This is a genomic window from Streptomyces purpurascens (assembly GCF_045040895.1).
Classification (GTDB): domain Bacteria; phylum Actinomycetota; class Actinomycetes; order Streptomycetales; family Streptomycetaceae; genus Streptomyces; species Streptomyces purpurascens.
Window position 1 is genome coordinate 8,955,379 of sequence record NZ_CP108341.1, and the last position, 24,710, is coordinate 8,980,088.

At 71.7% G+C, this 24,710-nt stretch carries 19 protein-coding genes; 9 read left to right on the top strand and 10 right to left on the bottom strand.

Annotated features, from left to right (window positions below):
* Nucleotides 1-10: 10 nt before the first annotated feature.
* The 6 genes from OHU35_RS40590 to OHU35_RS40615 all read left to right on the top strand — a co-directional run bounded on the left by OHU35_RS40590 (nt 11) and on the right by OHU35_RS40615 (nt 7,834).
* Nucleotides 11-3,724: a non-ribosomal peptide synthetase gene (locus tag OHU35_RS40590; protein ID WP_189727425.1), complete on the top strand. Its 3,714-nt coding sequence runs from the start codon at nt 11-13 to the stop codon at nt 3,722-3,724.
* Between the two features lie 61 nt (nt 3,725-3,785).
* Nucleotides 3,786-4,991: an acyl-CoA/acyl-ACP dehydrogenase gene (locus OHU35_RS40595; protein ID WP_189727424.1), complete on the top strand. Its 1,206-nt coding sequence runs from the start codon at nt 3,786-3,788 to the stop codon at nt 4,989-4,991.
* A 90-nt stretch (nt 4,992-5,081) separates the two neighbouring features.
* The gene (locus OHU35_RS40600; protein ID WP_405508982.1) at nt 5,082-6,170 is read left to right on the top strand and encodes a serine hydrolase domain-containing protein; all 1,089 of its coding nucleotides are present in this window, start codon (nt 5,082-5,084) and stop codon (nt 6,168-6,170) included.
* Between the two features lie 174 nt (nt 6,171-6,344).
* The gene (locus tag OHU35_RS40605) at nt 6,345-7,112 is read left to right on the top strand and encodes a bifunctional 2-polyprenyl-6-hydroxyphenol methylase/3-demethylubiquinol 3-O-methyltransferase UbiG (protein ID WP_189727423.1); all 768 of its coding nucleotides are present in this window, start codon (nt 6,345-6,347) and stop codon (nt 7,110-7,112) included.
* A gap of 36 nt (nt 7,113-7,148) precedes the next feature.
* The gene (locus OHU35_RS40610; RefSeq protein ID WP_189727422.1) at nt 7,149-7,502 is read left to right on the top strand and encodes an antibiotic biosynthesis monooxygenase; all 354 of its coding nucleotides are present in this window, start codon (nt 7,149-7,151) and stop codon (nt 7,500-7,502) included.
* Nucleotides 7,503-7,660: 158 nt separating this feature from the next.
* Nucleotides 7,661-7,834: a CsbD family protein gene (locus OHU35_RS40615; RefSeq protein ID WP_184586600.1), complete on the top strand. Its 174-nt coding sequence runs from the start codon at nt 7,661-7,663 to the stop codon at nt 7,832-7,834.
* Nucleotides 7,835-7,867: 33 nt separating this feature from the next.
* On the opposite strand, the gene OHU35_RS40620 is transcribed toward OHU35_RS40615, so the two are convergent.
* From OHU35_RS40620 to OHU35_RS40640, 5 genes are all read right to left on the bottom strand, one after another.
* Nucleotides 7,868-8,353, bottom strand: a complete 486-nt coding sequence (locus tag OHU35_RS40620; RefSeq protein WP_189727421.1) for a S26 family signal peptidase — start codon at nt 8,351-8,353, stop codon at nt 7,868-7,870.
* Nucleotides 8,353-10,260, bottom strand: coding sequence for an ABC transporter ATP-binding protein (locus OHU35_RS40625; protein WP_189727420.1), 1,908 nt, complete (start codon nt 10,258-10,260; stop codon nt 8,353-8,355). The genes OHU35_RS40620 and OHU35_RS40625 overlap by 1 nt, the downstream gene beginning before the upstream one ends.
* On the bottom strand, nt 10,257-10,880 hold the full coding sequence (locus tag OHU35_RS40630; protein WP_189727419.1) for a hypothetical protein: 624 nt from the start codon (nt 10,878-10,880) through the stop codon (nt 10,257-10,259). Before OHU35_RS40630 ends, OHU35_RS40625 begins: the two co-directional genes overlap by 4 nt.
* Before the next feature lie 9 nt (nt 10,881-10,889).
* Nucleotides 10,890-11,453, bottom strand: a complete 564-nt coding sequence (locus tag OHU35_RS40635; RefSeq protein WP_189727418.1) for a MauE/DoxX family redox-associated membrane protein — start codon at nt 11,451-11,453, stop codon at nt 10,890-10,892.
* A 108-nt stretch (nt 11,454-11,561) separates the two neighbouring features.
* Nucleotides 11,562-11,753 (bottom strand): hypothetical protein, encoded by a 192-nt coding sequence (locus OHU35_RS40640; protein WP_189727417.1) that lies wholly within the window; start codon nt 11,751-11,753, stop codon nt 11,562-11,564.
* Nucleotides 11,754-12,045: 292 nt separating this feature from the next.
* On the opposite strand from OHU35_RS40640, the gene OHU35_RS40645 reads away from it, so the two are divergent.
* Nucleotides 12,046-13,239, top strand: a complete 1,194-nt coding sequence (locus OHU35_RS40645) for an XRE family transcriptional regulator (RefSeq protein WP_189727416.1) — start codon at nt 12,046-12,048, stop codon at nt 13,237-13,239.
* A gap of 9 nt (nt 13,240-13,248) precedes the next feature.
* On the opposite strand, the gene OHU35_RS40650 is transcribed toward OHU35_RS40645, so the two are convergent.
* From OHU35_RS40650 to OHU35_RS40665, 4 genes are read right to left on the bottom strand one after another with little or no spacing between them, the layout of a single operon-like run.
* Nucleotides 13,249-14,262, bottom strand: a complete 1,014-nt coding sequence (locus tag OHU35_RS40650) for an ABC transporter ATP-binding protein (RefSeq protein ID WP_189727415.1) — start codon at nt 14,260-14,262, stop codon at nt 13,249-13,251.
* On the bottom strand, nt 14,255-16,300 hold the full coding sequence (locus OHU35_RS40655) for a dipeptide/oligopeptide/nickel ABC transporter permease/ATP-binding protein (protein WP_229873188.1): 2,046 nt from the start codon (nt 16,298-16,300) through the stop codon (nt 14,255-14,257). Before OHU35_RS40655 ends, OHU35_RS40650 begins: the two co-directional genes overlap by 8 nt.
* 14 nt (nt 16,301-16,314) lie before the next feature.
* Nucleotides 16,315-17,241, bottom strand: a complete 927-nt coding sequence (locus tag OHU35_RS40660; protein ID WP_189727414.1) for an ABC transporter permease — start codon at nt 17,239-17,241, stop codon at nt 16,315-16,317.
* Between the two features lie 13 nt (nt 17,242-17,254).
* Entirely contained in the window at nt 17,255-18,796 is a 1,542-nt protein-coding gene (locus OHU35_RS40665; protein WP_189727413.1) for an ABC transporter substrate-binding protein, read from the bottom strand.
* 217 nt (nt 18,797-19,013) lie between these two features.
* Here OHU35_RS40665 and OHU35_RS40670 point away from each other — a divergent pair, with 217 nt between their 5' ends.
* Nucleotides 19,014-22,175, top strand: a complete 3,162-nt coding sequence (locus OHU35_RS40670; RefSeq protein ID WP_189727412.1) for an RICIN domain-containing protein — start codon at nt 19,014-19,016, stop codon at nt 22,173-22,175.
* A 54-nt stretch (nt 22,176-22,229) separates the two neighbouring features.
* Here the strand turns inward: OHU35_RS40670 and OHU35_RS40675 are convergent, their stop codons facing one another.
* Nucleotides 22,230-23,675 (bottom strand): glyceraldehyde-3-phosphate dehydrogenase, encoded by a 1,446-nt coding sequence (locus tag OHU35_RS40675; RefSeq protein WP_189727411.1) that lies wholly within the window; start codon nt 23,673-23,675, stop codon nt 22,230-22,232.
* Nucleotides 23,676-23,821: 146 nt separating this feature from the next.
* Between OHU35_RS40675 and OHU35_RS40680 the strand changes: the two genes are divergently transcribed.
* Nucleotides 23,822-24,706 carry a hypothetical protein gene (locus OHU35_RS40680; RefSeq protein WP_405508989.1) on the top strand — a complete coding sequence of 295 codons (885 nt, stop codon included), beginning with the start codon at nt 23,822-23,824 and terminating at the stop codon, nt 24,704-24,706.
* Nucleotides 24,707-24,710 lie beyond the last annotated feature (4 nt).

Here is a 24,710-nt window from a genome sequence, read left to right on the forward strand (position 1 = left end):
GAGCTCCGCCATGTCCCGCATCGAGACGCCGCTGTCCTTCGGCCAGCAGCGCATCTGGTTCGTCGAGCAGGTCGCGCCCGGGAACGTCGCCTACATCAACCCCGATGTCAGGATTCTGCGCGGTGCGCTCGTCGTCGACGCGCTCGGCACCGCCGTCCGGACGGTCGTCGAGCGGCACGACGCCCTGCGCACCAGGATCACCCCCGCGACCGGCGGTCAGGAGCCCATGCAGTGGGTCGATCCGCAGGCCGGACAGCCGCTGGAAGTGGTGGAGATGTCCGCCGCGGATCTGTCCACCGACGCCCTGCGGCCGGACATCGAGGCCTTCGTACGGGAAGCCGCCGGACGGCCCTTCGACCTGGCGTCCGAGTCGCCGATGCGCACCTACCTGCTGCGCTGGAGCCCCACGCTGCACGCGCTGGTCGTGATCGGGCACCACATCGCGCTGGACGGCTGGTCCCTGACCAACGTCATCGAGGAGATCGCCCTCTTCTACAACCGCGAAGTCGGCGCCACGGACCAGAAGCCCCGGGAAGTGACGGTCCAGTACCCCGAGTTCGCCGCATGGCAGCGGGAGCACCTCGACGAGGACCGGATCCGGGAGGAGACCGAGTTCTGGCGCGGCTACCTGGAGGGAGCCCCCGCCGAGATCGAGCTGCCCTGGGACCGCCCGCGTCCCGAACGCCGCGACATGACCGGCTCCATGATCAACATCATGCTGCCCGACGAGATCCACGACGCGGCCCGGCAGCTCGCCTCCACGGCACGCTGCACCCTGTACATGGTGCTCGCGGCGGCGCTGTCCGTGGTGCTCACCAGGTACTCCGACCAGCGGGACGTCGTGCTGGGCACGCCGGTCGCCGGAAGGACCCGGACGGAGTTCGAGTCCACCGTCGGACTCTTCCTGAACCTCATCTCGGTCCGGGTCCAGGTCGACGACGAGGCCTCCTTCTTGGACCTGCTCAAGTCCACCCGCAGCTCCAGCCTGAAGGCGATACAGCACCAGGAACTCCCGTTCGACCAGGTCCTCCAGGGCCTGTCGGTGCAGCGGCAGGACAACGTCTCGCCGGTCTTCCAGGTCTCGCTGTCCGTCGCCAACCTGCCCGACCTGCCCTTCGAGCTGGCCGGTCTTGAGCCCACCGAGCACATCTGGGTCGAGCTGAGCGGGGCGCGGTACGACCTGACGACCACCTTCGTGCCCGAGGCCGGCGGCCTGCGCCTGCGGCTCCAGTACGACACGGCCCGCTTCGACGAGAGCACCCTGCGCACCCTGGTCTCCCACATCGGCCAGGTCCTGCTGCAGGCCGCCGGTACACCGTCGGTGCGGGTGGCGGATCTCGACCTCGCCTCCGAGGAGGAGAAGAACCGGGTGGGCGAGTTCTCCGGGCTGGGCAGCGTCGAAGCCGCGTCCCGGCCCGTGCCGGACGTCCTCACCCGGTTCGGTCGGGCAGTGCGGGCCTCGCCCGACCGGCTTGCGGCACGATCCGCGGACGACACCCTGACCTTCCGCCAACTGGACCGGGAGGCCGACACGTTCGCCGACGCACTGGCCGCCGAGGGCATCGGCCGCGGCGATGTGGTCGCGGTCCGTCTGCCGCGCGACCTCGACTTCCTGGCCACCGTGCTCGGCGTGTGGAAGCTGGGTGCGGTCTTCCTCCCGCTCGACGCCGCACACCCCGCCCAGCGGATCGCCTTCATCCTCGACAACGCGAACGCCCGGCTGGTGGTGACCGACGAGGACACGGATGCGATGGAGGGGGTCCGCACGGTGAGCCCGGCCGGCCTGCGGGGGCGTACCGCCGAGCGGGCCGCCCGCCCGGAGGCCGAGGCCGAGATGACCGCGTACATCATGTACACCTCGGGTTCCACAGGTGATCCGAAGGGCGTGGCCGTCGCCCGCACCGCGCTCTCCGCCTTCTGCGCGGCAGCGGTCGACCTCCTCGGGTTCACCTCCGACGACGTCTCGCTGAGCCTGACCACCACGTCGTTCGACATCTCCCTGCTGGAGTACCTGGTTCCGCTGCTGGCCGGCGCGTCGGTCCACCTGCTCCCGGAGGGAGCCACCGACCCGGCGGCGGTCGGGCGGGCACTGGCGACGAATCCACCGGTGACGTACGTCGGCGGCACTCCCACTGTGTGGAAGTCCCTGCGCGAGGCGGGAGTCGAGGTAGCGGCCGGTACCAAGCTGATGCTCGGCGGTGAACCGCTGCCCGGCGAGTTCGCCGCCTATCTGGACGGGCGCGGGCTCGCGTACTGGAATTTCTACGGACCGACCGAGGCCACGGTCTACTGCACCGTCCAGAGCTCCGACGGGGGCGGGAAGGCCCACGCCGCTCCGGTCGAGACGACCTCCTGCGTCGGCGCCCCCTTCGGCCTCAACCGTGCCTACGTCCTGGACGCGTCCTACCGTCCCTGCCCGGTCAACGTACCCGGCGAGATCTTCCTGGCCGGCCCTCAGGTCGCCCAAGGCTATGTCGGGCAGCCGGAGCTCACCGCCAGCCGCTTCCCGCTCGACCGGATCGCGGCCGACGGGTACCGCCGCTATCGCACCGGGGACGCGGGGCGCTGGGACGCCCAGGGGCGGCTGCGCTTCCTGGGGCGGCTCGACACCCAGGTCAAGGTACGCGGCTTCCGGGTCGAGCTGGAGGAGATCGAGAAGCGGCTTGCGGAGTGCCCCGGCGTCGCCGACGCGGTGGTCGGCGTCGACCCGGAGACCGCCGACCGGCTGATCGCCGGCATCATCCCCGAGGGCGACGCCCTGCCCGAGGCGGCCGAACTGCGCGAGCGGCTCTCCCGGACGCTGCCCCCGTACATGATCCCGTCCCTCTACGTCAGGCTGGACGCGCTGCCGATGTCGGCCGCCGGCAAGCTCGACCGCCGCGGCCTGGCCGACACCACCCAGCCGGCGCCGGTGGCCGACCAGGACGGCGGCTCGCCCCACGAGCAGCTGATCCGTGGCGTGTTCCGGGACCTGCTGGGGCGCGACGACATCGGACGCGACTCCAACTTCTTCGAGCTGGGCGGGCATTCGCTGCTCGCGGTGCAGATGGTGCTGCGCTTCCAGGACATGTTCGGCGTCACCCTGGAGACGGCCGAGGTCTTCCGCTTCCCGACCCCGCGGACCTTCGCCGAGCGGCTCGGGCGCCCGGAGTTCGTTCCGGAGCCTTCCGTCCCGCTGCGGGCCGCGGGCGGCGAGCCGACGGTGATCTGCCTCCCGCCGGTCAGCGGCACGGCGTGGAGCTTCGTCCAGCTGTTGCCGTATCTCCCGAAGCACATGCCCGTCCACGGTGTCCTGTCGCCGGTCCTCGAGGCGGACGGGCGATCCGCCGATCCGGCCGCCGTACTGGACGAGTTCGTCTCGGCGGTGGAGGACATCGACGTGCTGGGACCGATCGTGCTGGTCGGCTGGTCCATCGGCGCGGCGCTGGCACCCGGCGTCGCGGCCGAACTCCAGGAACGCGGCCACCAGATCGAGCACGTGGTGATGTTCGACGCCGCCGACGTCGACCTCGCCGGGCCGCCGCCCCGGGTGTCCTGCGGTCTCACGCACTTCCTGGCCGCGGACCGCACCTCGGTCCTCGACGGGCGGTACTGGGAGAGCCTCTTCGAGGGCGAGACGGACACGATCGCGACCGCCGCACCGCACCTGCGCATGCTCGACCCCGACAAGCTGGCGGAATCCGGGCCGCGGCTGCGGAAGAAGCTCATGGAATTCGGTGGCTGAGCCGGCCGGGCCGAAGGCCCGTCGGCGAGCCGCTGAACAGCACCCACGTACGGAAGAGGCCATGACCGAAGACCTGGAAGGCATGAACCACACCGACAACGGGGACGGTCCGACCCTGCGCGAACGGGTCGCCGCAGCCGTGGAGGTGGCCCGCGCCCACGCCGTGGACGTGGACTCCGCGGGCCGCTTCCCGGCCGAGGCCGTCGCCGCGCTGAAGCGGCACCGGCTGCTCGCCCCCGAGCCCGTCCCCGGCCAGGGACTGTGGACCGCGCCGCAGACCGTCGCGGTGGCCCACGCGCTCGGCCAGGCATGCGCCTCCACCGCCATGATCTGGGCCATGCACCAGGGTCAGATCCAGGCGGTCGCCCGCCAGCCCAAGACCAGTACGCCGGTCCAGGAGTTCATCGACTCCGCGTGGGAGACCCAGCCACTGGTGGCAAGCCTGATGTCGGAAACCGGAGCCGCGAGCCCCCGCGAGAGCCGAGCCCACTGCCGTGAGGACCCGGACGGCAGCGGCGCCATCGTCATCGACAAGAACGTGTCGGTCTCCTCCTACCTCCAACAGGCCGACGCCGGACTGCTGGTGGCCAGGCGCTCGGCCGACGACGCGGTCACCGAGGGGGCCTTGGTGCTGGTGCACCGCGACGAACTGGTCATCTCCCCATGGCGCGACTGGCAGGCGCTCGGCATGCGGGGCACGGGCAGCGGCGGCGGCCGGGTACGGGCCCGGACGCATCGGGACCGGATCCTGGAGGAGTCGTTCAGCGAGGCCTCGGCCCGCGTCATCATGCCCCTGTCGAACCTGGGCTGGGCCGCGTGCTGGCTCGGCATCGCCGAGTCCGCGTTCGCCACCGCACAGGACGCCTTCCGGCGCCAGCAGAGCCGGACCGCACCCGACGTCCTCACGGCCAGGACGATGCGGCTGGGACGGGCGTCGGACACCATCGACGAACTCACCGAGCAGATCCACTCCCTCGCCGGCCAGTACGAGGAACTGCGGGGGACCGCGAGCGACACCATGGTGCGCCGCTCGAACGCGCTGCGCCTGACGGCCGCCGCCCGGGCCAACGAGAGCGTGCTGGACTCCTTCCAGGTCATCGGGGTGGACGCCTACCGGGAGCCGTCGGCGAGCAAATGGAGCCTGAGCCGCCAGATACGCGATGTGCTCTCCGCCCGGGTCATGATCAGCGAGGACCGGATCCGCCTCGGCAGCGGCCAACTCGCCCAGCTCCCGCGCAGAAGCAGCCTGCAGGACGCGATCGGCTGACCCGGGCGGGAACCGGACCGCTCGCTCGACATGCTGGGCGGCCGAACAGAGGACACAGGTGCCGACAGGCGGCGGAGGATGGGCGTGGACGTGGACGCGGTGACATCGCGATACGACGGAGAGGTCCTGGAGAACGGCGACCGGACCCAGGACCCTTGGGAGGGAGTGGACGCGGCGGCACTCGCGCGGGCCGTGCGCGCGCAGGCGGCGCGACCGGTGGCGGGCATCGACGACATGGCGTCGTATCTCGCCGCCCAGGTGTCCGACGCGTCGCACCGCGAGGTCATCGGCCCGCTCCTCGACGGGCAGGGAGCCGGCGGTGTCGTGGTCCGGGCGGGCACGGTCCTCGCCTCGTGGGGCGACCCCACGCGCGCCGAGATGGCCTTCAGCGCCACGAAGAGCGTGCTGTCGCTGGTGGCGGGCATCGCCCACGACGACGGGGCGCTGCGCCTGGACGAGCCGGTGTCGAAGACCGTGGACCTGCCCGAGTTCGACACCCCCCACGGGCGGGCGATCACCTGGCGCCACCTGCTGGACCAGACCAGCCAGTGGGAGGGTGAGTTGTGGTCCAAGCCGACCTGGGTGGACGCACAGAGCACCCGCGAGGGGACCGAGTCGGCTGGCGGACCTCCCGGCGCCGGCTGGGCCTACAACGACGTGCGTGTCAACCTGACCGCCCTGGCGCTCACGGTCCTGCTCCGCCGCCCCCTGCCTGATGTGCTGCGCGAGCGCGTCATGGCCCTGACCGGTGCCTCCGACGGCTGGTCCTGGCACGGCTACGACCACGCGGTGATCGCCCTCGACGGCGCCGAGGTGCCGGTGGTCTCCGGCGGCGCGCACTGGGGCGGCGGACTGTGGATCAGCGCCCTGGACCTGGCCCGCATCGGCCGGCTCTGCCTGCGGGACGGGCGGTGGGGCGGGCGTCAGGTCGTGTCGCGCCGCTGGATCGAGGAGCTGTGGACGCCCTGCCCGGTGAAGCCCGAGTACGGCCTGTCCTGGTGGCTCAACGACCACGGCACGGTATGGCCCCGGGCCCCGCGCACAGGCCGCTGCGCCCGCGGCAACGGCGGCAACCACCTGCTGTGGGTGGACCCGGCACGCGACCTGGTGATCGCCTCACGCTGGGGGAGCGAGGTGGAGCGGCTCCTGGCCGAGGTGTCGTCGGCGGTGCGGCCCTGAGCGCCTCAGCCGGGCAGACGGCCCGGGTGAGTCTCCGTGGCCGGGCGGGCTGACCTGGAACGGATCGCGCGGGAGCACGCCCTCCTCGACCAGTCGGGTCAGCCGCGCGGCGAGGAACTCGTCGATGTTACGTTCGCTCAGGGAATGTGACCCTGAGCGCCGAGGGAGCCTGCCATGCGCACCGCCCCGCACATCGCACTCGACGCGGCCGGACCCGCTGCCGTCGACGGCCGCCACATCCGGGCCCTGACCTTCCAGTCCGTACGGATGGAGTACCTGGGGCGCGTACTCGGGGAGCTGAGCCTCGCGGCGGCCGGCAGCCGGGCGCTCGTCGTCGGCAGCGGGCGCGGCCTGCTGGCCCGCGGCCTCGCCCGGCTCGGATTCGAGGCGGTCGCCGCCGATCCGTCCCCCGCCGCGACGGCCCTGGCCCTGGACGCGGACGACGGGCTGGGCGTCACCTACCTGACGACGCCCGCGGAGCAACTCGACGTCCCCGACGACTCCTTCGACCTCGTGTACTGCGCCGACACCCTCGAGATCACCGAACGGCCGGACGTCGTCCTCAGGGAGGCGGCGCGCGTGCTGCGCCCCGGCGCGGCCTTCGTCTACGACACGGTGAACCGCACCGCCGTGTCCCGCCTCGTCTACCTCGGTGCCTTCCAGGCCTTCCCGGGAACACGGATCATGCCCCGGGGCCGATACGCCGCGCACCGGCTGCGCCGCCCGGTGGAGCTTGCCGAGTCCCTCGACCGGGCGGGGCTGTCCGCGAGGGACGTCTCGGCGTTCAAGCCGCGCGACGCACGCGACCTGGTGCGCGCGACGTACGGGCGCAGGCGTGGCACGCTGACCGACGATCAGCTGCCGGAGCTCGTCGACATGGTGCTCGAGCCGGAGGGCAGCCCGGTGGTGACGTATCTGGGGTACGCGATTCGCCGGGCATGAGCCCTGCCCCCGGTGAGGCTGCCTTACAGTGACGCCATGAGCAGTCACTCCGGAGCGCCTGTCGCGCCCGTCGAGGCCTTTGAACCCCCCTATTACGTGGCTGTCTTCACTACGGTGCGAACTCAGGACCAGAGCGGCTACAGCGAGACCGCGGCACGCATGGAAGACCTGGTGAAGGGCGTCCCCGGGTTCCTGGGGATGGACCACGCGCAGACTCCTGGCGGGCTGGGCATCACCGTCGGGTACTTCCGCGACGCCGACGCCCTCACGGAGTGGCGGAACAACGCCGAGCACCGCGCGGCGCAGAAGCGCGGGCAAGCCGAGTGGTATCAGAGCTACACGCTGCATGTGGCGAAAGTGGAGCGGAGCCACGGGTTCACACGGGCGTAGGTCCCGCAGAGCCCGGCCGTCGACGCGCGTGATGACTCTGGGTGACACATCCTTACCGTTCGGGCCGATCAGTACGCCGTAGGGCACGTTTGGCCGTCCCTCCCGAGGTCACTCGGCAGGTGACCCCGAAGTCGGACCCGACTTGGAGTGAGCGAATCGTGGCTGGAGAGCAGAAGTCAAAGGCGAAGGCCGAGCAGGCCAAGGGAAAGGCCAAGGAGACGATCGGCCGTGCGGTGGGTAACGAGCGGCTGACGGCCGAGGGCCGGGCGGAGCAGTCCAAGGGAGACGCCCGGCAGGCCAAGGAGAAGACCAAGGACGTCTTCAAACACTGAGCCCGTGGGGGCCCTGCTGCGGCAGGGCCCCTTTCACGTGCCCGTCGGGAGCCCCGCGGTGCTCGTGTCACCGCGGCGGACCCGGCAGACGATCACGGCCGTGAGCCGCTCGTAGGGAATCGGCCCGGCATGCCGTGAATCCCAGCTGGTCGCGCGATGGTCGCCCAGGACGTAGACGTGCCCGGCGGGCACTCTCTCCGCCCCCGGAACCGCTTGGCCCGGAAGAGCCGCGACCCGCTTGATCATGCACGTGGGTGATGCGGAGTAGGCGGTGCGCGGGCCGGGGGCCGGCTTCAGCCTGATCGCCACCACCGTTCCGCGTCGTACCACCCGCATCAGGGACATGACGTGCACCAGGCGCACCGGCAGCCTGGCGGCCAGCAGCCGGTCCCCGTCCGCGAAGGCCGGACGCATACTGCCCCCGCTGACATCGAGCAGTACGCAGCACCTGCGCAGGACGAGGGCGAGCACCCCGACCGTCAGGACCACTGCCGCCGGACCCGCCAAGCTCATCGGCATCACGAGCACGCCCCCTCCGCCTCGGCCGGCTCGTCCCGGTAGCCGCTGGACTGAAGTGTGAACAACCGGTGGTAGGTGCCGCCGCGGGCGAGGAGCCGCCGGTGGTCGCCGAGTTCACGGACCTGCCCGTCCTCCAGGACGGCGATGACGTCGGCGTCCTTGACCGCGCCGAGCCGGTGGGAGATCAGCACGCTGGTCCGCCCGGCACGGCGTTCGCGCAGCCGGGCGTGGATCTCGTACTCGGCCGCCGGGTCGAGGCCCGAACTGGGCTCGTCCAGGATCAGCAGATCCGCGTCCGTACGCAGGAACGACCGGGCCAGGCCCATCCGTTGCCACTGTCCGCCGGACAACTGGACCCCGCTCCCGCTGCCGTCGCCCTCACCGGAGCGGAAGGTCCGGCTCAGCATGGTCGCGTAGCCGCCCGGCAGCCGGGCGAGATCCTCGTGCATGCCGGCCAGCCGCGCCGCCTCCTCGCAGCGCCGGGGTGCCTCGAGCGCGGTCAGCTCGCTGATGGCGATGTTCTCCCGGGCGGTGAGGTCGTAGCGCATCGGGTCCTGGAACGTGGCGGCGACGCGTGCGCGCAGTTCGGCCGCCGGGATGTCGCGCAGGTCGGTGCCGTCCCACAGGATGCGTCCGCGTGTGGGGTCGTAGAACCGGCACAGGAGCTTGACCAGTGTGGACTTTCCGGAGCCGTTGACGCCCGCCAGGGCGAGTGCCGTGCCGCGTTCGATACGCAGGTCCACGCCCCGCAGCACCCAGGGCAGTTCGTCCTCGTAGCGGAACCAGACGTCCTGGATCTCGATCGCCTCGCGCAGCGGGCCCGCCGGGCGGGGCCGGTGCGGAGCGGGCAGGTCGGGGCCGAGCCGGACGATGGTGACGTAGTGGTCGAACATCACCAGCGAGTGGTGCGCCTGGCCCAGTTCACCGGCCAGTCCGCCGATGCCGCTCTGCACGGCGGGGATCGCGGCCAGCAGCATGGAGACGTCGCCGACGGTCATCGCCCCGCGCGAGGCGGCCCCGACCGCCCACAGCAGACCGGCCCCGGCGAGGACGGCGGCGGCGGTCTGGAGCGCAGACTGGATGCGCAGTTCACTGCGGTCCATCCGTTCCCGCAGGACGTCGGCGGCACGGCGCTCGCTCATCATCCGGCCCCGCAGGAAGCCCCCGGCACCGTAGAGCCGGATCTCCTTGGCGGCTTCGACGCTGGTGAGCAGGGTCGCGTAGAAGATCTCCCGGCGCTCGGAAGGGCTGATGTCCCAGAACGTGCGTGCGCGTCTGCGGCTGAGTGTGATCTCCGCCCAGAGCACCGGAATGCCGGAGAGGGACACCACGGCGGCCAGGAACGGGTCGAGGACCGCGAGGGACCCGACGAACCCGGCCAGCAGCACGGCGCTGCGGGTCAGACCGGCCGCCCCTTCGACCACCTGGGACGGGGCGAGTCCCCCCGCCTGCTGAGCCAGCCGCAACTGGTCCAGGAACTCGGGGTGTTCGAACCGGCGCAGCCCGGTGAAGGTGTCGACGGCCGCGTGCAGGTCCTCGTGGGCGCGCAGGCTGGTCGCGCGCATCATCCGGGCGCGCAGATAGCCGGTGAGCTGAGGGGCTACGGCGGCCACCGTGCTGATGGCGGCCAGGGCGGCCGCCGGAGCGGCGATTCCGGCGGTGGACGTTCCCGACGCTCCCGAGGTGAGCGTGTCGAGGATGTCCTTGACCAGCCAGGTGGCCGCGACGGGCGCGGCGGCCGACACCAGGGTCACGGCGAGATGGCTCGCCAGCACCCACGGGGACGAGCGGAACGCGAGCCGGAGCGCCAGGCCCAGGGCACGGCCCAGGTCCCGGGCGCCGGGAGTGGCGGGAGCACGGCCAGGGCGGTCCGGCGTACGGGCGGCGCCGGCGGGTGTGCCGCTCATGCCGACCCGACCGGCGAGGCGGTGAGCGCCGCATTTCCCACGGCCAGCACGGTGGGCGCCGTTCCGCCAGCGGCCGCGACGGCGAACTGGGAGGGAAAGGCCGTGACGCCGAAGGCCGCGGTGCAGGGGCCGTCGGGTTCCTCCACCAGCACCCGTGTGACGGGCGCGAGTTGGCGTGCCATGGTCTCGGCCTCCGCCGTCTCGTCCGGCGTGGCACCGGGCGACACGACGACGGCGATCACCTGGCGACGACCACCCATCGTCCTGGCCTCCTCGACAAAGGCGGGCAGCTTGTTGCGGCACGGCAGGCAGCCGGTGGTGAAGAACGCCACCAGGGCCCCGTCGGCGATGTCCCGCTCGGTGAGCGGGGCGCCCTCCGCGCAGCGCGTGGCGAAGGAACCCACGGTCGCCCCCACGGGGATGCCGCCCGAGTCGGCCCCCATGGTGCTGTGGGGCCGGTCGCGGAGTCTGCGGAGGACGGCGAGGGTCAGCAACAGATCCCAGGTGCACAGGGCGGCGACAGCCACGAGGGCGACGGCCAGGTAGACCATGGTGGGCCTCTCCGGATAGGCGGAGCAGAAGACGACTTGGTGACTTGGCGACTTGGTGACTTGGCGCATCACGGTGGATCAGACGGCCTCGTGCGGGCGGGCGGCGGGTACAGGGACCTGATGCGTGGGACGCAACAACGCGACCACTTCGTCCCCGGTCACCACGACCACGGCACACACGGCGCCGATCAGCCAGGCCGCGAACCAGCCCTGCCAGGACAGGGATCCGGCGCCCGGTACCCCTGGCACGGCCAACGCGACGGCGGCGAGCAGCAGGGCGTTGCGGACGAGTTGGGCCGGTCCCGGGGCGTGATCGCCGGACGCCCCGAAGCAGCGGCACGCGACCGCGGTGCCGTCTTGCAGGGCGCGGGCGACGGCGTACGTGAAGCCGGTCAGCAGGACCGCTGCCACCCACAGCCCCGCGCTGCCCCACCCCGGCACGAGGAGCAACAGCACGGTCGCGCCCTCGAGGGCGATGATCCCGGCCGCCACCCAGACCGCCCGGAGGCGGGACACGCGCCCCAGTGCCACGACGGCGTCCGTGAACCCCGCGAACGACGCCCGGCCGCGCGCCTTGCTCACACAGGCGATCGCGAAGACCAGCGCGAGCAGGGCCTGGCATGTCATCGAAAGGAAGGTCACGGATGCTCCTCGTGAGGAAAAACCGGAGATCAGAGATCAGAGAACGGAGAACGGCGGCCGGGCCCCGCCCCCCCACCGGAGGCCCGGCCGCCTGGAACAGGGCCGTCCTTACGACGTGCAGCCGCACCGCACGAACTCGCGGCGGTTCAGATCGCACGACCAGACGCGCTGCGTGTACTGGTTGTGGGAAGAACAGGGCTGGTTGCGGATGCAGCGGTACCACCACTCGCACGCCCCGGCGGTCTCCCGCGGCAGCAGGCGGTCCAGCATCCGGTCGGCGAGAGTACGAATCGACTTCATCGGGCGATGTCCTTTCGTCGGGTGGTCCCCGTGACGCACGGGGCGGTTGATTCGGCCGGTCGGCCTCGGACGGGCTCGACCGGCAGGGCACCCAGCCTGGGCGGACGAGCATTCCGGGCACCAGGGACTTCGGCTGTCCCGGACGCGGCCGGCGCTGTCCGGGCTGCTCGCGGCCCTGTCCGGGTCCTGTCCGGCACCGCCGCGGCGGTGTCCGGAACACGAGAGTGACGGGACGGGGATTGGCAGAATTCCGGATTGTCCGTTGCCAGAGGCACGACGAGGATGGCCGGACATGGGGAGACAGCGTCCGTTGCCGCACGAGGCGCGCAGCGCCGCGGAGTTCGTGGCCTGCTTGCGATGGCTCAAGGAACAGGCCGGCCTGACCTACCGGCAGTTGGAAGCGAACGCGGAACGGCGCGGTGACGTGCTCGCGCGCAGCACCGTGGCCGACGCACTGCGCCGGGACTCGCTGCCGCGAGCCGAGGTGGTCGTCGCGTTCGTCCGCGCGTGCGGAGGAAACGAGGATCCCGCCGTCTGGCTGGAGGCCAGGGACCGGCTGGCCGCCGCCGAGCCGCCGGAAGCGGACGACGGGGCCACGCTCGTGGACGGCGGGTCGGCGCCCGCTCACAACGGGCAGACACCCTTGGACGACAGGTCGACACCCGCGCACGACGGACAGACCCCCGGGCACGACAGCTCGACGCACGCGGGCGATCACCCGGCACACGCCGCCGATGCCCCAACGCCCGGTCCGACACCCGCCTCGACCGCGGAGCACCCCACCGGGCCCCCAGCCGTGCGCCCGGTCGCCGACCCCGTCGCGGGCCGGGTCAAGAACCGACGAGTCCTGGCCGCGTGCGCCGTCGCCGCGCTCCTGCTCGCCGCCGTCGGAGCCTGGGCGCTGCTGCCCGGCGAGACGAGCGACCAGGGCACGGGAACACACGCGGCGGGTGCCGGACCACGCCTGGATCCCTCCTCGGTCCCCTCCTCGACCACCGACGTCAAAGGCCCGCCGCCGGGACCATCCCGGATCCGCCCGGCCCTGGCCCCCAAGCTGTGCGTCACCGAAGGCCACGACCGCAAGGGGCGCTACCGGAGCCAGGTCGCCGTCCAGCGCCCCTGTGCCGACGCCACACCGCCTGACCTGTCACTGGTGTCGGTCGGCAACACAGGCTCGTACTACATCCAATGGCGCCACCCGGTGTACAGCGACGGCTGTCTCACCGCGCTGGGCACCGGCCATGTCGTCGAGGGACTGCTCGAACCCTGGCCCTGGGAGAGCTGCTCGGCGGACCGCACCAGCCAGCACTTCTTCTTCGACCCCGCCGGAGGCTCCGAGGCCGACGGCTATCGGATCCACGTGGTGCAGAACGGGATGTGCCTCGGCATCAACGGCGCCGACGACCGGGCGGTGGGCGCCGAGATCGCCCAGCAGCGCTGCACGGGGGCACGGGACCAGGAGTTCCTGGTGGACGACATCGAATGACACCACCCGTCAAGCCGTGACCGCGGACGTCCCCTCGGGTGTCTCCTCCAGCGGGAAGTGGCATGCCGCACCGTGGAGCGGCGCACCGGGCGGAGGTTCGGGTACGGCTTCGGCGCACAGGTCCCGCGCCCGAGGACACCGGGTCCGGAACCGGCAACCCGACGGCGGGTCGGCAGGAGACGGGATCTCGCCGGTGAGCACGATGCGTTGCCGCCGGCGCCCGCCGCCGGCCACAGGGGAAGGGGCCGCCGACAGCAGCGCCTCCGTGTACGGGTGGCGCGGCCGCTCGTAGACCTCCTCCGTCGGGCCCGTCTCCACGATCCTGCCGAGGTACATCACGGCGACCCGGTCGGCGAGGTGCCGCACCACGGACAGGTCGTGGGAGATGAACACGTACGACAGCCCCAGCTCGTCCCGCAGGTCGCACAGGAGGTTGAGCACCTGCGCCTGTACCGACAGGTCCAGCGCGGAGACGGGTTCGTCGCAGACGATCACTTCGGGCTCCAGCGCCAGGGCCCGGGCGATGCCGATCCGCTGCCGCTGTCCTCCTGAGAACTCGTGCGGGTGGCGGGCCGCGTCCGACGCGCGCAGGCCGACCATCTCCAGCAGTTCGGCGACGCGCGCCGCCCGCCGCGCAGGGGGGACCAGGTCGCGATGGGTCAGCCAGGGCTCCCCGATGAGATCCGCCGCGCTGAGGCGGGGGTTGAGCGAACCGAACGGGTCCTGGAAGACCATCTGCACCTTCCGCCGCCAGGCGAGCAGTTCAGCGCCCGACAACGCGAACGGGTCGACGCCCTCGTACCGCACGGTGCCCGCGTCGGGACGCTCCAGCAGCAGGAGGATCCTGGCCAGCGTGGACTTGCCGCAGCCGGACTCGCCGACGAGGCCGAGGGTCTCCCCGCGCCCGAGGGCCAGGTCCACCCCGTCAATCGCCCGCAGCCGGGTGCCGCCGCGCACGGTCCGCCGGACGGTGAAGCTCTTGGCCAGGCCGGCGGCCTCCAGCAGGGTCCCGCGTTCAGGCATCGGCCAGTTCCTTCCCGAAGTGGCAGGCGGCGGCCCGGCCGGCTCCGGTGCCGGTCAGCGCCGGACGGTGGGTCACGCACCGCTCCCGGGCCAGGGGACAGCGCGTACGGAAGGCACAGCCGGCCGGCACCGCGGCCGGGTCCGGCGGGCTCCCGGGAATCGACGTCAGGCGGGAGCCCCGGTGCTGCTCGGCCGGCACCGACTCCAACAGGCCCCGGGTGTACGGGTGATGGGGCCGGCCGAACACCTCGGCCACCGGCCCGGTCTCCACCACCGTCCCCGCGTACATGACGGCGACCCGGTCCGCGTGCTCGGCGGCGAGCCCGAGGTCGTGCGTGATGAGGACGAGCGCCGTCCGCTGTTCGCCGCGCAACTCGCCGAGCAGGTCCATGATCTGCGCCTGCACGGTGACGTCCAGGGCCGTCGTGGGCTCGTCGGCGATGAGGACCTTGGGCCGCAGGGCGACCGCCGTCGCGATGAGCAGGCGCTGCCGCATGCCTCCCGAGAACTGGTGCGGATAGGCGTCCGCCCGGGAGCGGGCCTCCGGGATGCCCACGCGTTCCATCAGCTCCACCGCCCTGGCCCGCGCCGCGCGCCGGGACATGCCCTCGTGGATGCGGAACGGCTCGGCCAGCTGCGCTCCGACCGTGTGGACGGGGTTGAGCGCGCTCAGCGCGTCCTGGAAGACCATGGCCAGACCCGGGCCGGCCAGCCGGCGCCTGGCCCGCGCTCCGAGCCCGAGCAGATCCTGTCCTTCGAGCCGTACCTGCCCGCCCACCACCTGCGCGACCGGGTCGAGCAGACCGGCGACGGCGTGTGCCGTCATGCTCTTGCCGCAGCCCGACTCGCCCAGCAGCGCCAGCGTCTCGCCCGACCGCACGGCGAAGCTCACGCCGCGGACGACGGGAACCGGCCCGGCCGGAGTGTGCACGTCGACGGACAGGTCGTCCACGACCAGGACGCCGCCCGGAGACAAGCCCTCGGTGCGGTCGCTGTCCACCGGGGCGGCGGTGCCCGTGGACGGGTCGGCGGGCACCGCACCGCTCACGCTCGCCGTACGGTCGCCGACACCGGCCGCGTTCCCCGCCACCGGACCTTTGCCGTCCCCGCCCGCCGCACGCGGCCCCCGGGCACGCCGCCCGAGCCCCTGCCGCCACCGCTGACCCGGGTCGGTCGTCAGCCGGGCCCAGGAGGCCAGAACGGTCGCCGACACGGTCGTGACGACGATCGCGAGCCCCGGAAAGAGCGCGATCCACCACGCACTCTGCAACTCCTGCCGTCCCTGGGCGACCATCAACCCCCAGCTCACGTCCGGTGGTTGAATGCCGATGCCCAGAAAGCTCAGCGAGGACTCGGCCAGCATCACGAAGCAGAAGTCGAGCGCGGCCACGGTGAGCAGCGTGGGCAGCACGCTCGGCGCGACATGGCGCCGGATGGCCGCCCAGCTGCCGGTGCCGAACGTCCGGGCCGCGTCCATGAACAGCCGGCTGCGCAACTCCGCGGCCTCGGCCCGGGCGGTGCGCAGATACACGGGGATCCGGGCGACGGCCAGCACCAGCACGATGCTCGCGGCACTCGGCGAGAACACGTACAGCACGACCACGGCCAGCAGCAGCGACGGGAAACTGAGGATCACATCGGCCACTCGCAGCGACACGCTCTCGCGCCAGCCGCCGTGATAGCCCGCCCACATGCCCCACACCGAGCCGATCACCAGCGAGCACAGCACGGCGGGCACCGCCACCGCCAGGGTCGTCCCGGCCGCGGCCAGCAGCCGCGCGGCGACGGGCCGGCCGAGGGAGTCGCTGCCGAGGACGAAGGCCCAGCCGTGGTCGAGACTGAAGGGAGGCCGGCCCGGGTCACGCAGGTTCTGACGGGTCGCCAGGTCCCCGGCCAGGAGCGGCCCCAGTACGGCACTCAGCGCGACCAGGAGCAGGAGCAGGGCCGCCGCGCAGGCGAACCGGTCCCGGAGCAGCAGGGCGAACCACCGCCGCCGTACGGTCGTGCCGTCCGTCTGGGATGCGGTTTTCTGAAGCATGTCCCGTCCTTGGCTCATGCCGCCGCCCGCTGCCGTACCCGCGGGTCGAGGAGCGCGTGGCAGAGGTCGACCAGGATGTTGAGGGCGAAGATCGCCAGCGCGGTCAGGAGCACGGCCGCCTGAAGCACCGCGAAGTCTCGCTGCAGCACCGAGTCGATCATGAGCTTGCCGATACCGGGCCAGCCGAAGATCGTCTCGACGACGACCGCCCCGTTGACCAGCCCCACGGCCAGGTCCCCCGCGACGGTCAGCGCCGGTGCGGCGGCGTTGCGCAGGGCGTGCCCGAAGACCACCCGGAGTTCGGAGGCCCCCTTGCCGCGCGCCACCTTCACATACGGGGCGGACAGCGCCGAGACCATGGCGCCCCGCACGACCTGGACCAGCACACCGAACGGACGGATGAGCAGCGTGGCCACGGGCAGCACCCACGCCGCCGCGCCGCTCGTGCCGGAGGTGGGCAGCCAGCCCAGGGTGACCGCGAAGACCAGCACGCCCATGATGGCGATCCAGAAGTCGGGGACGCTGGCGGCCGTGGAGGACAGGAAGCTCGCGATCCGGTCGGTCGCCGAGTTCGGGCGGTAGGCCGCAAGACTGCCGATGACCACCGCGCCCAGGACGGCGAGCAGCATGGTCCAGCCGGCCAGCTGGAGCGTCGCGGGGAAGGCCCGCAGGACGGCCTCGCCCGCCGGCTGGGCGGTGCGCAGCGACTCACCGAAGTCGAGGTGGGCGACCTGGGCGAGATAGTCGCCGAACTGGGTGATCAGCGGGTCGTCCAGGCCGTTGCGGGCGGCGAACTCGGCCCGCATCTCGGGCGTCGCGCTCAGCGGCAGATACAGGTTGGCGGGGTCTCCGGTGAGGCGGGCCAGGAAGAAGACTCCGAGGACCACCACGAGCAGCGGGACGACACTGGAGACCGCGCGGCGGCGCAGCAAGGTCAGCACGTGATGTCCTCCCTCAGTCCGCGCGGCGCATGTCGGCGAGCCGCATCTCGTCGTTGGTGGCCGAGTCGGGCCGGTAGCGGACCTTGGGGGAGAGGGCCAGCAGTCCGGTCATGTTGGCCATGACGGCGTCCCGGACGACCTTGTCGTTCTGATGGGTGAACGCCTCCGCGAACGCCTTCTGCCGTTTCCCGCCCGAGGCGAGCTGCGCCTCCTCGATGAGCGTGTCGAGCGCGTCGGTGCCGTAGCTGCTCTGAGCGCCCTCGCTGCCGTAGATCTGTCCCATCGTGAAAGCGGCGTCGCCCGCCTGGTTGCCGTGCTGGGCCTGGAGCAGGGTGGGGCCGGTGTCGCCGGCGGGGAAGGGACGCAGCAGGTACTCCAGCCAGGCGTTGACGTCGAGCATCTTGATCTTGACCTTCAGCCCGGCCTTGATCAGCCCGTCCTGGACGACCTCCATCGCCTCGGCGGCCTTCGGGTAGATGCCGTTGCGGCCGATGAGGGTGATGGTGGTGCCGGTGCGGACTCCGTCGGCGCGGGCCTCGGCGACGAGTCCTCGGGCCCGTTCCGGGTCGTACGGCCATGGCCTGATGCGCGGGTTGTAGCCGGTGACGCCCTTCGACACCAGCTGCCCGCTGGGCCGGCCGGCGAAGACCGCGGTGACCAGCCCCTCCCGGTCGATCGCGTAGTTGACGGCCTGTCGGATCCGGAGGTCGTCCAAGGGCGGCTTCGTGGCGTCCATCCGCAGGTACGACACCTCGTTGGTGGCGAACTCGACCGCGCGGTCACCGGCCCCGTCCTCGGGGGCGAGCCCGATCGCGACGTCCGCCTCGTCGTTCGTCACCATGGCCGCGCGCACACTGCCCTCGGCGCGCCAGACGTAGGTGGCAGCGGCGAACTCGGGAGCCTTGCCCCAGTAGCCGGGGAAGCGTTTCAGCCGCAGGTGACGGCCCTGGTTCCACTCGTCGATCCGGTAGGGCCCCGTGCCGACCGGCTCGCGCACCCGGGAGTCGGGGTCGGTACTCGTCGGCACGATCTCGACGAAGGAGAGGCGCAGCGGCAGGATCGGGTCGGGCTTCGCCGTGGTGACCCGGAGCGTGGTGTCGTCGACGGGCGTGGCGGTGAGCTCGCTGTCCGTGAAGATGTAGCCGTCGACGTTGCAGTCGATGCCGGAGTCCGTGGCGCGCTCGAGGGAGAACGCGGCGGCGGCCGCCGTGAAGGGTGTCCCGTCGTGGAAGGTGACACCCTCGCGGAGGGTGAAGGTCCACGAAGTGGCCGAATCCCGGGTCCACTTGGTGGCGAGGGCGGGTTCCAGGCGTCCGGTGGACGGTTCGCGCTCGGTGAGCGCCTCCGTGATGTTGGCCCGGGTGACCCGGCCCGTCGCGGTCAGCGAGGCGTCACAGGGTTCGAGGGTCGGCGGTTCCTCGGGCAGGACGATGCGCAGGGTGTCCGGACCGCCGCCGATGGGGTCGGCACCGGCCACCGAGCAGCCGGAGACGGCGAGCAGGGCGGCGAGGGAGGCGACGATCGGACGACTGCGGGTGGTGCATAAACCGGTCACTGCGCCTCCGTGCTCGCTCACGTACACAACAGAGAACGTCGTTTAGATATGTGGACGGTAGGTGGATGGTCATTATTGGGGTGGCGAGGCGGAACGCGTCAAGGGGTGTGCGTCGGTTCCCAACTCGCCCCACCTCTTGACGTGTTGATTGCCGTCCTAAAACATTCGGGAAACTCGATTGGTTCTGCGCGGTTCTGTTCACTCCCGAAGGGATTCCATGTCCAGCAGACATCGCCTCGCCCCGGCCTTGGCGGTCGCCGTCCCCCTCGTCCTCGCCGCGGGACTCGTGACCGCGCATCCTGCCGCTGCCGCCGAACCGCCCGGCAGCGCGGTCACGGTACGGATCGACCCGTCCTACCGACAGCAGGAGTTCGAAGGGTGGGGGACGAGCCTCGTCTGGTTCGCCAACATCACGGGCCGCTACCCGGAACCCATCCGCCGGAAGCTCGCCGACATGCTGTTCGGCGAGGACGGCCTCCGTCTCAACATCGCGCGCTACAACATCGGCGGTGGCAACGCGCCCGACGTCCGCAAGGACTACATGAAGACCGGCGCGACGATGGACGGCTTCTGGAAGGCCCCGGCGGGCACCACCAGGGAGGACACCGACTGGTGGAACCCCGACGACCCCGACCACTGGGACTGGTCCGCCGACCCGGGGCAGCGCTGGTGGGTGGACCGGGTCAAGAGCAAGGTGACCAAGTGGGAGGCCTTCAGCAACTCGCCGCCCTGGTTCCAGACCGTCAGCGGCTATGTCTCGGGAGGCTTCGACGCCAACACCGACCAGATACGACCGGACCGCGTCGACGACTTCGCCACCTACCTGGTCAAGGTGACGGAGCAACTGGAGAAGAAACACCGCATCACGTTCGACACCCTCGCCCCGCTCAACGAGCCCAACACCAACTACTGGGGCACCCAGATCGGCCCCGACGGACAGCCCACCGGCGGCCGCCAGGAGGGCGCGCACGCCGGCCCGGAACTCCAGCAGAAGGTCGTACTGGCCGTGCGCCGCGCCCTCGACAAGGCGAAGACCCGCGCCACCGTCTCCGCCATGGACGAGACCAACCCGAGCACCTTCGTCCGCAACTGGAACGCCTACGACGGCTCCGCGCGTGCCGCCGTCGATCAGCTCAACGTGCACACCTACGGCACCGGCATGCGCACCAGCGCCCGCGACAGCGCCAAGGCCGCCGACCGGCCGTTCTGGATGAGCGAGGTGGAGGGCACCTGGGGGACCGGCACCGACTTCACCGGCATGGAGCCGGGGCTCGGCATCGCCACCCGGGTCGTCGAGGACATCCGTGAACTGGAGCCGTCCGCCTGGGTGTTGTGGCAGCCCGTGGAGGACTCCATCCCCCAGGCGCAGGCGGGCAAGAACTGGGGCAGCATCCACATCCCGTTCAACTGCACGGCGAAAGACACCCTGGAGAGCTGTCCGATCCGGGCCAACACCAAGTTCCACACCCTGCGCAACTTCACCCACCACATCCGCCCCGGCGACCACTTCGTGAAGGCCGACGACCCCTCCAGCGTCGCAGCCGTCCGCAAGTCCGGCCGCGGAGCGACCGTCGTGCACGTCAACAGCGGAACGGCCCCGCGCGCCGTGACCCTGGACCTCTCGCGCTTCGGGCGCGTCGCCCCCGGCGCCCAGGTGACCCCCGTCGTGACCAGCGCCGACGGCGCCCTCGTCCGCGGCACACCGGTCAAGGTGAACGGCGCCTCCGCCACGGTGACCGTGCCCGCGAAGTCGGTCACGTCCCTCCTCGTCGACGGTGTGTCGGGCACCGCCGAGGACGCCGCGCTCGTCCAGCCCGGCCACGTCTACCGCCTCCAGGGAGCCCAGAGCGGCAAGTCCCTGGCCCCGTCCGCCGAAGGCGACGGCGTCGTCGTCCGTACGGCCGACCCGGCCGCCACGTCCCAGCTGTGGTCCGTGAAGCAGCTGACCAGGGGCGACGGCAACCGTGAGCGCTACGCCCTCGTCAACGCCGCCACGGGCACGCGCCTCGCCGTGCGCGACAACGAGGCGGTACTGGAAGAGGGCGACACCCCGGCCGCGCAGTGGATCATGTCGACCACCGGGGACGGCACCTGGACCTTCGTCAACGCCGCCACGGGCCGTCTGCTCGACGTCGTCGGCCAGTCGACAACGGACGGCGCCCGCGTATCGGCCTTCCTCCCGACCTCCAACGCCAACCAGCGGTGGGCCGTCACCGACGAGACGGTGCTCCGTACCCAGCAGGCCAAGGCGTTCACCGTCCCCGGCCGCACGCCCGAACTGCCCGGGACCGTGACACCCGTCTACCGGGACGGCGCCCGGGGATCGCTCCCCGTGCAATGGACGCTGCCCTCCGAGTCACGGTGGGGCAAGGCCGGAACCGTCCGGGTGAAGGGCCGGGCCACCGACGCGCTCGGCCGGACCGTCCGGGCCGAAGCGCTCGTCACCGTGGACACCATCGCCTCGACACATCCGGCCCGCGCCAAGACCTACACCGGCGGTCGCCCCGACCTGCCCACCACGGTCACCGGCGTCGGACGCCACGGCGGAACGGCCGACCTCCCGGTCATCTGGGACGCCGCACCCGACGGCGCGTTCGACGACGCCGGGGTGGTGACCCTGCGCGGCACCGCCCAGGTCCCCGGCGGAACGACGGCAGCGGCGGCCGTACGCGTCCAGGTCACCGCACCCCGGGAGACGAACACCGCGCTCGACGAGGGTGTGACGGCCGCCGCGACGTACACCGAGAGCGGCTACTCCGCCGCGGGCCTGCACAACGGGAACACGTCCGAGAAGGCCTGGTCGAACTGGAGATCAGGCACGAAGAACCCGTCCGACACCATCACCTTCACCCTGCCCGAGGCGCGCGATCTGACCCGGGTCGTGACCCACTTCCACCGCGACGGAGCCAACCTCAGCTTCGCGGAGTCCCTCAAGGTGCAGACGCGCGGGGCCGACGGCACCTGGGCCGACGCGAGCGACGAGGTCGCAGTAGGCACCGAGGGCACACCTGTGGTCGACGTCCCGGTGCGCGCCACCAGCCCGGTGACCGGGGTCCGCGTGGCCATGACGGCACGCCCGGGCGGCTACATCACCCTCGGAGAGATCGAGCTGCGCGCCAAGGCGCCCGGGACCTCCTCGGACGCCGGGGCCGCCTCGATCGAGGTCGACGGTGTGCCGGTCGGCGGCTTCGACCCGGACCGGACGAGCTACCGCGTGACCTCCGACCGCCCGGACCGGGCGAGGATCACCGCCACGTCCCGCGACCCGTACGCGACCGTGACCGTCCGCAAGGGGGCAGAACGCGAAGCCGTCGTGACCGTGAGCAGCGAGAACGGCTCGCAGACCCGGCAGTACCGGATCGAGCTGACCCGCTCCTGACGCACGAGAACGCGGGGCGTGCCGGCCTGGCACGCCCCGCGTCGTCGGCCGGGATCAGACCGCCGGAGCCGGGTACGTCGGGTACTCCACGCCGGACACGTGCTGCACGACACGGATGACCTGGCACGAGTAGCCGAACTCGTTGTCGTACCAGAGGTAGAGGATCGCGTTGTCGCCCTCGACCTTGGTGGCGCCGGCGTCGACGATTGAGGCGTGGCGCGAGCCGATGAAGTCGCTGGAGACCGCGTCCGGGGCGCTGATGAAGTCGATCTGACGCTTCAGCGGCGAGGTCAGGGAGACGTCACGGAGGTAGTCGAGAACCTCCTGGCGGGTGGTCTCGCGCGCGAGCTGCAGATTGAGGATCGCGATGGAGACGTCCGGCACCGGCACCCGGATGGAGCTGCCGGTGATCTTCGCTTTCAGGTCGGGCAGCGCCTTGGAGACGGCGGAGGCGGCACCGGTCTCGGTGATGACCATGTTGAGCGGCGCGGAGCGGCCCCGGCGCTCGGACTTGTGGTAGTTGTCCAGCAGGTTCTGGTCGTTGGTGAACGAGTGGACGGTCTCCACGTGGCCCCGCTGGACCCCGAACTCGTCGTCCATCGCCTTCAGCGGCGGCACCAGCGCGTTCGTGGTGCACGACGCGCAGGACAGGATCTGCTCGTCCGGCTTGATCGTGTCGTGATTGACGCCGTGCACGATGTTCGGGACGTCGCCCTTGCCGGGCGCGGTCAGCACGACCTTGTCGACCCCGGGACGCAGGTGCTGCGACAGGCCCTCGCGGTCGCGCCACTTGCCGGTGTTGTCGATGAGGATGGCGTCCTTGATGCCGTACGCCGTGTAGTCGACCTCGGACGGGTCGTTCGCGTAGATGACCTTGATCTCGTTGCCGTTGGCGACGATCGTGCTGTTCGCCTCGTCGACGGTGATCGTGCCCTGGAACTGGCCGTGGATCGAGTCGCGGCGCAGCAGCGAGGCGCGCTTGACGATGTCCTGGTCACCCCCGCCGCGGACGACGATGGCCCGCAGTCGCAGACCGTTGCCCGAGCCGGACTTCTCGATGAGCAGCCGGGCCACGAGCCGGCCGATGCGGCCGAAGCCGTAGAGGACGACGTCACGCCCCTCGCGGCGCTCGATCTTGTTGGCCCCGGTGGCACCGGCGACGGCCTCGGCGGTGAACTCCGCGATCGACAGACCGCGGTCGTCCTCGCGGTACGTCGCGGCGAGCATGCCGATGTCGATCTGCGACGGACCGAGGTCGAGGGCGGCGAGAGTCTGCAGGAACGGCAGCGTCTCGGTGACGGAGAGCTCCGCACCGGCGATCTGCCGGGCGAACCGGTGGGTCTTGAGGATGCTGACCACCGACTTGTTCACCAGGGAGCGGCTGTGCAGCAGGATCGTCACGTCCCGCTCCCGGTGCAGCTTCCCGATGATCGGGATCATCGACTCCGCGATCTCCTCGCGGTTCTTCCAGTTGGTGAACGAGTCGTCGTTGACAGTCACAGATCCATCTTTCGAGCTAGGCGGCGCTCATATGTTAAACCGTCGATTTCCCAATCATGAACGGGGTGCCTCCGGAACCTCCCGCGAGCCCCGGATGGCGTGGCCTGAGACGATCGAAACGGAGCTTCCAGGCGAAAGGGACGCTCATGGAGTACGACGCCGTGGCCGACGAGCTGTACGCCCTGCGGCCGGAGGAGTTCACCGCGGCCCGCGCCTCGGCCGTCGCCGCCGCCCGTACCGCCGGTGACCGGGACCTCGCCGAGCGGATCGGCGCGCTGCGCAAGCCCAGCCTCGCGGCCTGGGTCGGCAACCTCCTGGTCCGGGCCCTCCCCGGCGAGGTCGAGCCCCTGCTCCGCCTGGGGGAGGGACTGCGGCAGGCCCACCACGACCTGGACGGCACACAGCTGCGCGAGCTGAGCAGGCAGCAGCACGCGGTCGTCCGTGCCCTGTCCGCTCAGGCCCGGCAGGTCGCCGCGGAGGCCGGCCATTCGATCGGCGACGGCACGCAGCGCGAGGTCGAGAACACCCTGCACGCCGTCCTCGCCGACCCCGAGGCCGCCCAGGCCTGGGCGAGCGGCCGGCTGGTCAAACCGCTGAGTGCCGCCGTCGGCTTTCCGGCAGTCGGGGAGCGTGCCGTCGCAGGGGGTCCCCAGGGGCAGAGTCGCCCACCCGCCGCGGCTGCCCCTTCCAGCCCGGACCGGAAGGCCGACGGGCAGCAGCGGAAGCGGGTGACCCAGGCCCGGCGCGACGCCGAGGCCGCCGAGCGGGAGCTGCGGGCGCTGCAGGACGAGGCGGCGGCCGCCGGCCGGTCAGCGGAGGAGGCGAAACAGCAGGTGGACCGCCTCGAGCGGCGGGTGGGAGAGCTCACCGAGGAACTGGAACGCATCAGGGGCGAGCACCAGCAGGCCCGCTTTGCCCAGCGGACCGCCCGGGAACAGGCGCGTACGGCCGACCGCCGCGTCCGCGAAGCGGAGCGCAAGGCCGCTACGGCCGCCGCCCAGCTCGAACGCCTGACCTCGGCGAACACCTGACAGA